Here is a 14,035-nt window from a genome sequence, read left to right as displayed (position 1 = left end):
CGGTGCAGCCCGGGATCGCGGGCCGGATCCGGGGGATCCGCGGAGCCCGCGTGCGAGGTGGCGCCCTCGGATCGGGCGGGGCCCTCGGATCGGGCGGTGCCCTCGGGCGGGTCGGGTCAGACCCCGAGCACGCGGTCGGCCTCGGCGCGCGCCCACCGCTCCGCCTCGGCCAGCGACCCGCGCGTGAGCGGGCCGGACGCCGGCGCGTGGGCGTCGACGACGCGGCGGATGGTGTCGACGATGTCGAGGAAGCCCGCCCGCCCCGCGTGGAACGCCTGCACGGCCTGCTCGTTGGCCGCGTTGTAGACGGCCGGGTACGTGGATCCGGCCGCTCCCACCTGCTTGGCGAGCAGCACGGCGGGGAACGCCTCGTCGTCGAGCGGCTCGAAGGTCCACGTCGCGGCGCGGGTCCAGTCGATCGGCACGCCGACGTCGTGCATGCGGTGCGGCCAGTTCAGGCCGAGCGCGATGGGGAGGCGCATGTCCGGCGGGGACGCCTGCGCGAGCGTCGAGCCGTCGATGAACTCGACCATGGAGTGCACGAGCGACTGCGGGTGCACGACCACGTCGATCCGCTCGTAGGGCACGTCGAACAGGAGGTGCGCCTCGATGACCTCGAGGCCCTTGTTGACGAGCGTCGACGAGTTCGTCGTGATGACGAGGCCCATGTCCCACGTGGGGTGCGCGAGCGCCTCACGCGGGGTGACGTGCTCGAGCTCGGCGCGCGAGCGGCCGCGGAACGGGCCGCCGGACGCCGTGACGACGAGGCGCCTGACCTCCTCCGCCGTGCCTCCGCGGAGGGCCTGCGCGATGGCCGAGTGCTCCGAGTCGACGGGGACCAGCTGGCCCGGCGCCGCGAGGGAGCGCACCAGCTCGCCGCCGACGATGAGCGACTCCTTGTTGGCGAGGGCGAGGGTGCGGCCCTCCTCCAGCGCGGCGAGGGTGGGGCCGAGCCCCACGGATCCGGTGATGCCGTTGATCACCACGTCGGCGTCGACCGAGCGGATGAGCTGCTCCGCCTCGTCCGCGCCGAGGGCCGTGTGCTCGACGCCTGCGACGCGCGCCTGCTCGGCGAGCGCCTCGCGCTTGCTGCCGGCGCCGAGCCCCACCACCTCGAACAGCTCCGGGTGCCGCGCGACGACCTCGAGGGCCTGCACGCCGATGGAGCCCGTGGATCCGAGGATGATGACGCGGCGCACGGCTCCTCCTACTGGGCCGGAGCGGACTGGGTGCCGAGGATGTCGACGACGAACACGATGGTGTCGGTGCCGCCGATGTCCTCGCCGGAGCCCTTCTCGCCGTAGCCGTCGGCGGGCGGGATGATCGCGATGACCTGCGAGCCGACCTTCTGCCCGACGAGCGCCTTCGTGAAGCCGGGGATGACGCCGCTCGTCTGGAACGAGACCGGCTTGGCGCCCTTGTCCCAGCTCGAGTCGAAGACCTTCTTGGTGTTCCAGTTGATGCCCGTGTACTGCACCGTGACGTTGGCGCCGTCCGTGACCTCTGCGCCGTCGCCGACCTTGAGGTTCGCGATCTTCGTCTCGGTGGGCGGTGCGGCGTCCGGGATGGTGATGGTGGGCGCCCCGTTGTCCGCGAGGGTGACCGTCGGGAAGCCATCGGGTGCCGGCTGGTCCGCGCCGTCTGCGCGCGTGGGGACCTGGCTCAGCACGTCCACCACGATGACGATGGGGTCGTCGGCGCCGAGGCCGAGCGTGGTGGCCTGCTCGGCGGCGAAGCCGTCCGCAGCGGGGACCACCGCGACGATGCGCGATCCGACCGTGGTGCACTCGACCGCCCGGACGACGCCGGGGACCAGCGCGCTGTCGTCCAGCGTGGCCGGGAGCGGGGAGTCCGCGTTGTAGGCGAGCTGCGGGATGGCGTCGCCGGTCTTGCCGTTGTACGCGGCGAGCGCGATGTTCGCGGTGGCGCCGGCGGCGATCTCCGCGCCGTCGCCCTGGGTGACGACCGTGCGCTCGGTCGTGTCGACCGTGAGCGGGCCGTCCACCTTCACGTCCGGGGCCTTCCCGAAGTCCCCGGAGACCTTCACCGACTTCGACGCGTCGCCCGAGGGGGTGTCGATGCAGGAGGCCCCCGCGGTGCGGGCGCCGGCCGTCGGGCTCGCGGACGGATCCGCTACCGGCGTGCCGCTGCTGGAGCAGGCGGACAGCGCGAGGATGGCGGCCGCGGCCAGGGTGAGGGGGATGCGTCGCTTCACGTGAGTCGCTTTCATCGGCGCGCCGGACGCACCAGGTTTGTGGGAGGGACTCGCACAGTCTGCCCGACGCGGCCGGGGTCCGCCTGACAGGGCGCGATCAGGGCGGTGCGGTTCCGCCCCGCCGGGTGCGCGCCGCCGGGTGCGCTCCGCCGGGTCCGCGCCGCCGTGTGCGCTCCGCCGGGTGCGCTCCGCCGCGTGCGCGAGGAGACGCGTCCGGTCAGGCGCCCGCGTCGGCCGCGAGCACCGTGCGCGGCTCGTGGTGCACGGGGAAGTTGACGCTGGACGCGATGAAGCACCGTGCGGAGGCGCCCGGGTGCAGCGAGGTCGCGAGCTCGACGTGCGCGGGATCCCGCACGGTGACGACGGGCCGCAGGGTGACCTCGACGAAGTGCCCGCCGCCGTCGTCCGTCTGCCGCATGGTGCCGGTGGGCTCGTCCCGGTAGCCGACGACGACCACGCCCGCCATCGCGGCCGCGTGCAGGTAGCTGAGCAGGTGGCACTGGGCGAGCGCGGAGATGAGCGTCTCCTCGGGGTTCCAGCGGTCGACGTCGCCGCGGAACGGGCGGTCGGCGGACCCGAGCAGGTCGGGCTTCCCCGCGGCGCGCACGACGTGGTCGCGACCGTAGGAGCGGTGGTCGGACGTGCCGGATCCACGGTCGCCCGTCCACTCGAGGGACAGCGCGTACCGGTGCTCGATCTGCATGGGATCACGGTAGCGAACCGGGCCGCGGCCCTCCTGGTCGCGGGCGTCCGCGCGGGTAAACTCGCCGGATCATGACAGACACCCTGGACTCCGCCCGCGTCGGCACTCCTGCCGGCTCCGCCTCCGACTCCCCCGCCGCGTCCGCCCGCGACGCGCGCCCGCAGGTGCCGCAGGAGCGACGCATCGTGACGGAGATCCCCGGCCCGCTCTCGCGCGAGCTGCACGAGCGCCGGAAGCGCGTGGTGCCGCCCGGCGTCTCCTCCCTCCTCCCCGTCTACATCGCCCGCGCCCACGGCGCGATCGTGGAGGACGTGGACGGCAACCGCTTCATCGACCTGGGCGCCGGCATCGGCGTGACCACCGTCGGCCACACCCGCCAGGAGGTCGTGGACGCCGCGACCGCCCAGCTCGGCGACGTGATCCACACGCTCTTCACCGTGACGCCGTACGAGGAGTACGTGCGCGTGGCGGAGCTGCTGGCGGAGCACACGCCCGGCACGCACGAGAAGCGCACGGTGCTCGTGAACTCGGGCGCGGAGGCCGTGGAGAACGGCGTGAAGATCGCCCGGAAGCACACGGGCCGCCGCGCGGTGGCCGTGCTCGACCACGGGTACCACGGCCGCACTAACCTCACCATGGCGATGAACTACAAGGCGTCGCCCTACGGCACGGGCTTCGGCCCCTTCGCGGGCGACGTCTACCACGCGCCGAGCTCGTACCCGTATCACGACGGCCTCACCGGCGCCGAGGCCGCGGCCCGCACCATCTCGTACCTCGAGAAGCGCATCGGCGCGACCGACCTCGCGTGCGTCGTCGCGGAGCCCATCCAGGGCGAGGGCGGCTTCATGGTCCCCGCCGACGGCTTCCTGCCGGCGCTCCAGGAGTGGTGCACGGCGAACGGCGTCGTCTTCATCGCGGACGAGATCCAGTCGGGGCTCGCGCGCACCGGCCGCTTCTTCGCGAGCGAGCACCTCGGGCTCGTGCCCGACCTCGTGCTCACGGCCAAGGGCATCGCGGGCGGCCTGCCGCTCGCCGGCGTGACCGGCCGCGCCGAGATCATGGACTCGGCCCTCCCGGGCGGGCTCGGCGGCACGTTCGGCGGCAACCCCGTGGCCGCGGCCGCCGCCGTGGCCGTCTTCGAGGCGATCGAGACGCACGGCCTGCTCGCCGAGGCCACCCGCATCGGCGACCACCTGCACCGCGCCCTCACGGAGCTGCAGCAGGAGCACGACATCATCGGCGACGTGCGCGGCATCGGCGCGATGATCGCGATCGAGCTCGTGCAGCCGGGCACCGGATCCACCACCAAGGAGCCGAACGCGGACGCGGTCGCGGCGATCGCGGCGCACTGCCACGCGCACGGCGTGATCATCCTCACCGCCGGCACGTACGGCAACGTGCTGCGCTTCCTCCCGAGCCTCGCGATCTCCGACGAGCTGCTCGACGACGCCCTCGGCGTGATCGCCGACGCGTTCCGGGCGCTCTGATGGCGACGGCCGTCGAGACGATCCCCGTGCAGGGCGCCGTGGAGCTCGCGGTGCTCGAGCGCAGCGGCTTCGTGGAGTCGCGCCACATCGGCGCGGCCGTCGTGCTGTCGCCTGCGGGCGAGGTGCTGCGCGAGGTCGGCGACGCGACCACGCCCGTGTTCCCGCGCTCGAGCATGAAGCCGTTCCAGGCCCTCGCCGTGCTGGCGAGCGGCGCGGAGCTCACCGAGGAGGAGCACGTGCTCGCCACCGCGAGCCACGCGGCGACCGCGCGGCACGTGGAGGTCGTGCGCGGGATCCTCGCGAAGGCCGGGCTCGACGAGTCCGCGCTGCGCTGCCCCGCCGACTGGCCGCTCGACCGGGCTGCGCGCGACGAGCTCGTGCGTGCCGGGATCCCCGCGTCGCCGATCTACATGAACTGCTCCGGCAAGCACGCCGCGATGCTGCTGGCCTGCGTGACCAACGGCTGGCCGACCGACGACTACCTGCACCCGGACCACCCCCTGCAGGTGCGGATCCGCGACGTGGTCGAGCGCTTCACGGGCGAGCGGATCGCCACGACGGGCGTCGACGGGTGCGGCGCGCCCGTGCACGCGATGTCGCTGACGGCCCTCGCGCGCGGGATCCACCGCATCGCGACCTCCGCGCCCGGCTCGCCGTTCGCGCTGTACCGGCACGCGGCGGCGCTGACCGCGGCGGTGCGCGCCCAGGGCTGGGCCATCGACGGACCCGGCCGCGCGAACACCGTCGTGATCGAGCGGCTCGGCCTGTTCGCCAAGGGCGGGGCCGAGGGGATCATGATCATGACCGCTCCCGACGGCACGACGGTGGCCTCCAAGACCCTGGACGGCAGCCTCCGGGCGTCCACCATCGTGGCGCTCGAGCTGCTGGCGCAGACGGGCGCGATCGCGCGGGACGACGTGGAGCGCGTGCGCCCCGAGCTCGACCTCCAGGTGCTCGGCGGCGGCGTGCCGGTGGGCGAGATCCGCGTGTCGCCCGCGCTCATCGGCTGATCCCGGCGGGGCGCGCGGGGTCGTCGCGGGCCGCTGCTCCCGCCATCCGTGCGACGGGCGCCCCGGTCGTCGCCGGGGGCCACGAGCAGCGGCGGACGTCGCCGTCGGGGGTGATCCGCCAGGCCCGTCCGTGGACCGGAGCGAGCGGCGGCGGGACCACGCGGATGCGGAGGAGCGTGCGCGCGTCCCGCGGGGCGCAGCCCTCCAGGACGACGTCGCCCGTGCGGCGGAGGTCCGCGAGGAGCGGGCCGCGCAGCAGCCAGGCGTCGGGGTCCCCGACCACGACCCGGGGGTGCGGACCGCGGACGCCGCCGTCGTGCGCGCCGGGGCCGATCCCGTCGCGCGCGCCGACGCCGTCCGCGGCGGCAGCGGGGAATGCCTGATCCGACGACCAGCCCGGAGGGAGCCGAGCCGCCTCGACGGCGTCGATCCCGCTCTCCCGGAGTCGCGCGACCGCGCTGGCGGGTGACGACGTGACGAGCGCGTGGACGACACCGGCGGCGAGGACCACGCGGGGCGCGGGATCGGCGAGCCACGGAGGACCGGAGGCCTCGGCGGGCCGGCCCGATGCCTCCTCGACCGCGGGCGGCCGGGCGACCTGGATGCGCTCGCCGCGCCACTCCCCCGCACCGGGCGTCGCACGGGCGTCGAAGAGGCGGCTGTCGCCGCCCGCCAGCACGTGCTCCTGCCTGGTCGGGAGCGGCAGGACCACGGGCGGCCCCGCGGCAGCCGCCACCACCTGGAGCGGCCCGCCCGCGCGACGACCCGAGGCGGCGAGCGCCACCCCGGCATGCGGCCCCTCCCGGACGACGGCAGCCAGCCCCTCGAGGAGCGCGGCCTGGTGCTCGGGCTCCAGGCGGGAGACGGCGACGTCGAGGTCGTCTGCCAGCACGAGGAGGTGGTCGCGCGGGGCGCGCGGATCGCGGATGCGGGTGACGACGGCGGTGACCGCGTCCCAGCAGCCCTCCGCGTCCGCGGGCACCCGGAGCACCTCGACGCCGGCGGCCGCGGCCGACGCCCGGATGGTGCGCAGGCACGTGCTGCGGCCGGATCCGGGACCGCCGACGACGAGCAGGTGGCCGTCCGTCGCCGGGCACCACACGGCCGTGGCCCGCCGCTGCTCCGCGGGCAGGTCGACGAGGGCGAACGGGACGGCGGGCGCGGCGGCGTCGGGCGCGGCGGCGTCGGGCGCGGCCGTCGCGCGCCGCACGAGGGGCGGCACCGCGGCGAGGGCGGCGAGCGGGACCGCCGCGGGCAGCGGATCCAGCCACGGTCGCCGCACGGGCGCGGCCGTCGCCTGCGCGGCGGCGATGCGGGCCAGGTCGTCCGGCGTCGTGACCGCCACCTGGAACGGGCGCGCCGGCACGCCGTGCGCTCCGACGAGGCAGCGACCCACGGGGGCGTCGGCGAGGCGGGCCGCCTCGACGGTGCCGAGGAGCGCTCGGCTGTCGGCCTCGTTGTTGACGCGGAGCGAGAGGCGGAGGTCGCAGTTGGCGAGCACCGCGTCGCGCACGACGCCGGCGGGGCGCTGGGTGCACAGCACCAGGTGCATGCCGAGGGAGCGGCCCCGGGCGGCGATGTCGGCGACGACCTCGTGCAGGCCGTCCTGGTCGGCGAGGAGGGCGGCGAGCTCGTCGACGACGATGACGAGGCGCGGCAGGACGCCCGCCGCGGCGGGGTCGTCGATGTCGCGGGCCCCGGCGTCGCGGAGCACGCGCTCGCGGTGCCGGACCTCCGCGCGCAGGCTCTCCAGCGCGCGGCGGGCACCCTGGCCGTCGAGGTCGGTGACGAGGCCGACGGCGTGCGGCAGGACGAGCAGCGGGTCGAAGGCCGCGCCGCCCTTGAAGTCGACGAGGAGCACGGTGACCTCCTCCGGCGGATGCGCCGCGGCGAGCGCCGCCATCCACGTGACGAGGAGCTCGCTCTTGCCGCTGCCCGTGGTGCCCGCGACGACCGCGTGCGGGCCGTCCGCGACGAGGTCGACGGCCACGGGACCGGCGTGCCCGACGCCGAGGGTCGCCGCCAGCGTGCGGGGACGACGGACCGGGGCCGGGGGCGGGCTCGCATCGCGGCCGCTGCCCGACGAGGGTGCGGGCACGGCGGGGCCGGAGCGGCCGGCGGCCGGGAGCTCCGCGAAGGCCACGCGCGCCGGGAGCGGGGTCCGGGCCGCCGCCAGCCCGCGCCGCCGCGCGAGGTCGGCCAGCTCGTCGGCGAGGCGCTCCACCTCCGTGAGGGAGACGAGGTCGGGGCGCACGAGGCCCGTGCGGGTGAGCCGCGTGGACGGGACCCCGATGCGGCCGTCCCCGGGCCGGAGCGCGGGCACGACGGGCTCCGCGGCGGGCAGCGCGCCGAGGGGGACGTGCGCGTCCGCGGCCTCCGCCGCGGTGTCGGCCGCGAGGATCCGCGCCGCGCCGGGGCTGCGGACGTCGAGCACCGTGCGGCACGCGGCCGGGAGCGACTCGACCCGCGGCGCCGTGGCGAGCACGACCTCCCGCGTGCCGAGCACGAGGCGGATCGCCGTGGTCTCCGGTTCCCTCGGCGCGCGGCCCGACGGGGCCGGCAGGAGGGCATCGGTCCGCTCCTCGCGCAACCCGTCGGCCGCGTGCGGGAGCCGCTCGAGCCAGTCCCACTCGGGCCCGGCCGGGCGCGAGAGGACGCGCAGGTCGTCCGGGGGGACGGCGTGCACGAGCTGGACGACGACGCCGCGGAGCACCGGCGCGACGAGCGCGGGGGCGCCACGCAGCCCGAGGCCGCCCGCGGCGGAGACGAGGACGGGCGCGTCGGGGACCCAGCGGACGAGATCCGCCCACCGCCCGGGACGGTGCTCCGCGGCGTCGGCGCCGGGGGTGGCCGCCACCGACCGCGCTCGCGTCGACGCGCCGCGGGCGCGCGGCAGGGTGGAGCGCCGCAGCAGCACGCGCCGGAGGGCCCCGGATCCGGTGCGGCCGCGGGCGTCGGGCACGCGCGCGTCCGGATCTCCCCGCCAGACCATGCCGCTCGGCACGTCGCCCGTGCCGAGCGCGATCGGGAGCCCGCCGCCCCCGCCCGGATCCGCCCGCCAGAGGAGCGCGGGGTTGACGCTGCCGTCGAGGATCTCGCGCGCGGACGGCGCCCGCGCGCGCAGGGAGACGCGGGCGGCGGCGACGCGCGCCCGCACCTCGGCGTGCAGCCGCGCGACCGCGACGCGCGACGCGCGGTCGACGCGGCGGGCCGAGCGGCGACCGGAGATCCGCTGGTCCGCGACGCCCGCGATCGCTACCGCCGGGCCGAGCGCCGCGAACAGCAGCGCGTACGGCGAGCGCGTGACGGCCCAGACGGCGACGCTGACGACGAGGGGCGCCGCGACGCCGAGCACGGGGAACGGCGGCGGCGGCGCGGGCGCGGGCGACGGGGGCGGGGAGATGTCCACCGCGCGAGGACACCATGCGCGCGGTGCCGCCGCGGAGGGCCGGGCGCACGCCGGGGACGGACGGCGCGAGCGCGCCCTGGGGAGGAGCCCTCAGCGACGCGGGAGCCGCCGCCCGATCCGCGCACCCGGCCCGCGTCCACCGGCTCCCCGCGCACCCCGCAGCGACGCGAGCGACACCATCGCCCGGAGCCGCTGCCGGCGGGTCCGGCCCGCGTCCATGCGCACGGCCAGCTCGTCGACGCGGCGCCAGGCGGCGTCGGCCAGCGGATCCGGGACCTCGCCCGGCGCGAACGCCGACTCGTCGGCCACGTCCGCGAGCCCGCGGGCACCGCCGACGCCCACCAGCCGCGCCACCTCGCGCCGCGTGGCCGCGACGTGCGGCACGAGGCCGCGGTCGAGCGCGCCGTCGTGGAACTCGTCCCACGCGCCGCCCACCCGGTCGCGCGCCACGGCCGCCCGGCGCCGTCGATGCCGCCGCGCGGCCTTCGCGCCCACCACCGCGAGGAACGGCGAGACCGCGAGACCGAGCCCGAGGAGCGACCAGCCGGCGACGCGCACGGCGGCGAGCACGGCCTGGAGCGCGGGATCCGCCTCCGGCCGGTCGTCCCGGCCCGCGTCCGGCGGCGTGCGGTCCTCGGGCTCGGCCTGCTCCTCGACCGGCGGCGGCAGCACGGTCTGCGGGCGCGCGACCTCGGTGGGCTCGTCGGGCAGGGCGTCGGGGACGTCGCGGACGGGCGGGTTCGGATCCACGGCGACCCAGCCGGACGACGCCGTGTCGACCTCGATCCAGGCGGACACGTCGGATCCGCGGATCCGCACCGGCCCGCCGCGCGCCTCCCGCACGGCGGCCTCGCCGGGCGCGAAGCCCATCACGACGCGGACGGGGAAGCCGATGTCGTCGGCGATGAGCGCGGCCGCGACCGCGTACTGCTCCGCGTCGCCCAGCATGGGGCGGTTCGTGAGGAGGTCGGCGATCCGCTCGGCCGAGTGGCCCGACCGGCTGAAGGGCGCGTCGCCGACGCCGTGGCTCACGTACCCGTCGGCGCGGAGGGCCGAGACGGCGGCCACGAGCCGCGCACCGGGCGACGCGGACGTCCCGGCTCCGGCGTCGGTGCCGCCCGCCGTCGCGCCGTCGGGAGCGGCGGTGGACGCCTGCACGCGCGCGGCGACCTCGTCGGGCACGCCCGTGGGTCGCGGGGCCACCGCGTCGCCGGGGCGCTCGTCGGCGAGCGCGTCCAGGGGCGGCGTCGACGCGACGACGGCCTCGATCTCGTAGGCGTCGCCCGCGGCCAGCCCGCCGATCACGGCGCCGGTGGCGCTCGCGTCGTCGTAGTAGAAGGAGTCGGCGAGGCGTCCGCCGTCGTCGCCCGCGAAGGCGATGCGCTCGAGGCGGCCCGCGCCCGGCAGCCACACGCCGCGGTAGGCGTCGACGACCACGTCGAGGGTGACCCGGTCGCCGGCGACGCCCGTCTGGTCGAGCCGGTACGGCACGCGCGCGAAGGTGCCGGAGGCCTGGCCGGTGCGCGACGCGTCGTCGCTGCCGCGCGCGCCGCCCGTGCCGTAGACGACGCCGTCGTACGTGTCGAGCGCGGCGAGGCGCACCCGGCCGCCGGAGGGGAGGCCCGCGACCGTGAGCAGCGTGTCGTCCACCGTCGGCGTCTTCCAGTAGGTGCGGAAGGACGAGAGCGGGCTGACCTGCTCGCGGGGATCGAACGGCTGCTCGACCGTGGAGCGGAGGCCGGTGCGGGATGCGCCTGGCGGGGCCGCGGCCGTGGCGGCGACGCCCGCGACCAGGGCGGCCGCGAGCACGACGACCGCGGAGATCCCGGCGCGCGTGCCCGAGCGGCGCCGGTCGGACGCGGACTCCACCGGGATCCCCGACTGCCGGCCGAGCCGGCGGACCGCGCGGTGGCGCCGACGCCAGCGGCAGCGGGCGATCCACAGCAGCGCGGCCGCGAGCCAGGCGAGCGCGACCGGGACGAGGAGCCCCGCGGTGTCGGGCGCGTCGGGGCCCTGGCTGCGGTCGGGGCCGAGGGCGGCCGCGGCGACGAGGACCACGAGGGAGGGGATCACCGCGAGCTCGGGCCGCCGGGTGCGCAGCGCCACCGACACGCCGATCACGGATCCCAGCAGCACGAGCGCGAACGCGGGCACGAGCAGCGCCTGGTAGTCGCCGACCGGGAGCGCGATGGTCACGAGCCGCACGACGCCGAGGGACGCGCCCTCCACGAGCTCGCCGAGGCCCGCGAGCGTGGGGCGCCAGCCGTCGACCGCGCCGGTGGGCACCGCGAGCGGCACCCCGAGCGCGAGGAAGGCCACCAGGATCGCGCCCGCCACGACCGCGCTCCCCCACCGGAACCCGGCGCCCGCGACCGCGACGAGCGCGCCGACGACCAGCGTGACGGCGACCATGCGCACGAACGACGCGTCCCGGTAGACGGGCCAGAACGCGGCGGCCGCGAGGCCGGTGAGGAGCGTGATCGCGAGGACGGGGACGAGGGTGCGGCCGGGGTCGCGGGATCCGGCGGGGCCGCGGGGGCGGCGGGCGTCGCGGCCGGGGCCGCGGGGGCGGCGGGCGTCGCGGCCGGTGCGGCGGCGCGCGGCCGGGCGGCGAGCGTCCCCCGCGCCCCGCGGGCCCCCTGCGCCCCGCGCGCTCACGACGCGCTCCGCTGCAGGGCGCCGCGCAGGTCGTCGAGGTAGCCGATCGTGAGGACGGACAGGTCGCCGAGGCGCCGGAGGCCGGGCTCGACCTCGGGGTCGCAGACCACCGCGACCACCTGCACGCCGGGCGGGAAGCCGACGGCGGCCGCGCGGATCCGGGCGGGCGCCGCCCCCGTCCCGCAGACGAGGAACACGACCGAGACGCCGGCGACCTCGTCGGCGGCGGCGCGGGCCAGCTCCACGAGCGACGCCGCGCAGTCCGACGCGGCGATCTCGGCGAGGTCGTCGAGGAGCCGGTCGCGGGTGACGGTGGCGAGGCGGCGCAGGCGCGCGGAGCGGGATCCGGGCGGCCCGGAGCGCGCCACCGTGCGGGCGAGGCCGGGCAGCGTGGGCACGGTCGGCAGGCGGCGGGCCCTGGCGCGACCGGCGGCCCGGTCGGCGCTCGCGACGACCTGCACGGTGCGCGCGTCGACGATGGCGCGCGCGCCCAGGGATCCGACGACGCTCACGGCCAGCTCGAACTCGGCGTCGGCGGTGGATCCGGCGAGCGCGCCCGCCGCGGATCCGGCCGCGACCGTGGTGCCGCCGGCCGCGACCGCCGCGCCTCCCGCGTCCCCGGCCGCCGCGGCGCCGCCGTCGCCGTAGTCGCCCGCGTGCAGCGACAGCGCGACCATGATGTGGCTCCGCCGGGTCTCCTCGAACCGCCGCACCATGTGCACGCCGGTCTTCGCGGTCGACCGCCAGTGGATGTGCCGCACCGGGTCGCCGGGCACGTACTCGCGCAGCGACTGGAACGACACGTCGCTGTCGGTGAGGTCGCGCGTGGCGCGGCCCTCGAGGTCGCGGACGAAGCCCGTGCTGGTGCTGGGCATCGCGAGCGTGCGCGGGTGCACGAGGAGCCGGGTCGCGGCGGCCTCGGCGGACTCGCGGCGCACCAGGCCGATCGGGTCGCCGCGGACGATGCGCGCGGGGCCGAGCGCGATCACGCCGCGCCGCGAGGTGGGCACGACGAACACGTCCTCGTGCGAGTGGCCGTGCGCGAGCGAGGGCACGTGGACCTCGGCGAGACCGGATCCGACGGGCACCTCCACCGTGAGCCCCACGGCCCGGCGGCGCAGCGGGTTCCGCACGGCGACGGTCGCGGGCGCGCGCTCCCCCGCCACCACGCGGTCGCGCGGCAGGCGCAGCGAGACCTCGACGCCCGACGACCCGACGAGGTGCAGCAGCGCGATGGCCCAGAGGGCGGCGCCGGTCCACGCGACCGCGACGAGCTCGCGCCAGCCGAGCGCGTATCCGGCGGCGCCCGCGACGATCGCGGCCAGCGCGACGACGCGGCCGAGCGGCGTGACGACGGCGGCGAGGCGCGCGAGCGCGTTCCGCGACGGCACGGTGTCGGGGAGGGGCGGGAGCGCCCCGGGCGGGGCGGGGGCCGCGGGCGCGGCGGGGGGCGCCGGCACGGCGGCGGGATCCGGGTCGGCGGCCCGGCCGCGCGTCCCGACCGCGCTCATCCGCCCGGCCGCGCGCCCGCGGCGTGGGAGCCCGCGCCACGCGCACCGGTCGCGGACGCCGACGCCGTCGCCCCCGCGTGCCCGTCGCGCGGCGGCGCGGTCTCGATGAGGATCTGCGACAGCACGCTCGTGGGCGTCACGCCGTCGAACTCGGCCTCGGGATCCAGCAGCAGCCGGTGCGCGAGCACGGGCTCGGCGAGCGCCTTCACGTCGTCGGGCACCACGTAGTGCCGCCCGTCGGCGGCGGCCCACGTGCGGGACGCGCGCACGAGCGCGAGGGCGCCGCGCACGCTCGCGCCCAGGCGCACCTCCGGCGCCGTGCGGGTGGCGTCGACGAGCCGCACCACGTAGTCGGCGACCGCGGGATCCACGTGCACGGTCCCCGCGCGCTCCTGCAGCGCCCGCACGGAGGCGGCCGTCGCGACCGGCGCGAGCGTCACGTCGTGGGCGCTGACGGCGGCGCCCTGCAGGATCCGCAGCATCGACTCGTGGTCGGGGTACCCGATGGAGGTGCGCAGCAGGAACCGGTCGAGCTGCGCCTCGGGCAGCGCGTAGGTGCCGGCCTGCTCGATGGGGTTCTGGGTGGCGATGACCATGAACGGGTGCCCCACGTCGTGCGGCTCCCCGTCGACCGTGACGCGGCCCTCCTCCATCACCTCGAGGAGCGCCGACTGGGTCTTCGGGCTCGCGCGGTTGATCTCGTCGGCCAGCACGATGCTCGCGAACACCGGCCCGCGGTGGAACTCGAAGTCGCCCGTGCGCTGGTCGTAGACGCTCACGCCCGTGATGTCGCCGGGCAGCACGTCGGGCGTGAACTGCACGCGGCTGTGCGTGCCGTCCACGGTCTGCGCCATGGCGCGCGCGAGCGACGTCTTGCCGGTGCCGGGCACGTCCTCGAGCAGGAGGTGGCCGCCCGTGACCATGGCGGTGAACGCGAGGCGCACCACGTGGGACTTCCCGAGCAGCACCTGCTCGACGTTGCGCACGAGCCGCGCGAACTCGTCCTGGAAGGCGCGGGCCTCGTCGGCGGTCATCGTCATGG

The 14,035-nt window shown here is 77.4% G+C and carries 9 protein-coding genes; 2 read left to right on the top strand and 7 right to left on the bottom strand.

What is annotated here, in order from left to right; genetic code table 11:
• Nucleotides 1–116 precede the first annotated feature (116 nt).
• The 3 genes from ITJ44_RS12520 to ITJ44_RS12510 form a co-directional block, all read right to left on the bottom strand.
• Nucleotides 117–1,199 (bottom strand): 1-deoxy-D-xylulose-5-phosphate reductoisomerase, encoded by a 1,083-nt coding sequence (locus tag ITJ44_RS12520; protein ID WP_194635882.1) that lies wholly within the window; start codon nt 1,197–1,199, stop codon nt 117–119.
• A gap of 8 nt (nt 1,200–1,207) precedes the next feature.
• Nucleotides 1,208–2,215 carry an FKBP-type peptidyl-prolyl cis-trans isomerase gene (locus ITJ44_RS12515; RefSeq protein ID WP_370551692.1) on the bottom strand — a complete coding sequence of 336 codons (1,008 nt, stop codon included), beginning with the start codon at nt 2,213–2,215 and terminating at the stop codon, nt 1,208–1,210.
• A 217-nt stretch (nt 2,216–2,432) separates the two neighbouring features.
• Nucleotides 2,433–2,918 (bottom strand): OsmC family protein, encoded by a 486-nt coding sequence (locus ITJ44_RS12510; RefSeq protein ID WP_194635880.1) that lies wholly within the window; start codon nt 2,916–2,918, stop codon nt 2,433–2,435.
• Between the two features lie 71 nt (nt 2,919–2,989).
• On the opposite strand from ITJ44_RS12510, the gene gabT reads away from it, so the two are divergent.
• Both gabT and ITJ44_RS12500 read left to right on the top strand, forming a co-directional pair.
• The gene (gene gabT / locus ITJ44_RS12505; RefSeq protein WP_194635879.1) at nt 2,990–4,405 is read left to right on the top strand and encodes a 4-aminobutyrate--2-oxoglutarate transaminase; all 1,416 of its coding nucleotides are present in this window, start codon (nt 2,990–2,992) and stop codon (nt 4,403–4,405) included.
• Nucleotides 4,405–5,415, top strand: coding sequence for an asparaginase (locus ITJ44_RS12500; protein WP_194635878.1), 1,011 nt, complete (start codon nt 4,405–4,407; stop codon nt 5,413–5,415). The genes gabT and ITJ44_RS12500 overlap by 1 nt, the downstream gene beginning before the upstream one ends.
• On the opposite strand, the gene ITJ44_RS12495 is transcribed toward ITJ44_RS12500, so the two are convergent.
• The 4 genes from ITJ44_RS12495 to ITJ44_RS12480 form a co-directional block, all read right to left on the bottom strand.
• Nucleotides 5,405–8,824 (bottom strand): FtsK/SpoIIIE domain-containing protein, encoded by a 3,420-nt coding sequence (locus tag ITJ44_RS12495; RefSeq protein ID WP_194635877.1) that lies wholly within the window; start codon nt 8,822–8,824, stop codon nt 5,405–5,407. The two genes, ITJ44_RS12500 and ITJ44_RS12495, sit on opposite strands and share 11 nt — an antisense overlap.
• Before the next feature lie 90 nt (nt 8,825–8,914).
• Nucleotides 8,915–11,482, bottom strand: a complete 2,568-nt coding sequence (locus ITJ44_RS12490) for a transglutaminaseTgpA domain-containing protein (RefSeq protein ID WP_370551691.1) — start codon at nt 11,480–11,482, stop codon at nt 8,915–8,917.
• The gene (locus ITJ44_RS12485; protein WP_194635876.1) at nt 11,479–12,993 is read right to left on the bottom strand and encodes a DUF58 domain-containing protein; all 1,515 of its coding nucleotides are present in this window, start codon (nt 12,991–12,993) and stop codon (nt 11,479–11,481) included. The genes ITJ44_RS12490 and ITJ44_RS12485 overlap by 4 nt, the downstream gene beginning before the upstream one ends.
• Nucleotides 12,990–14,033 (bottom strand): MoxR family ATPase, encoded by a 1,044-nt coding sequence (locus ITJ44_RS12480; RefSeq protein ID WP_194635875.1) that lies wholly within the window; start codon nt 14,031–14,033, stop codon nt 12,990–12,992. The genes ITJ44_RS12485 and ITJ44_RS12480 overlap by 4 nt, the downstream gene beginning before the upstream one ends.
• Nucleotides 14,034–14,035: the final 2 nt, after the last annotated feature.

Source organism: Clavibacter sp. VKM Ac-2873, assembly GCF_015351075.1.
Taxonomy (GTDB): Bacteria; Actinomycetota; Actinomycetes; order Actinomycetales; family Microbacteriaceae; genus Clavibacter.
Note: the sequence above shows the minus strand (reverse complement) of the source record. Positions and strands in the feature narration are given on the sequence as shown.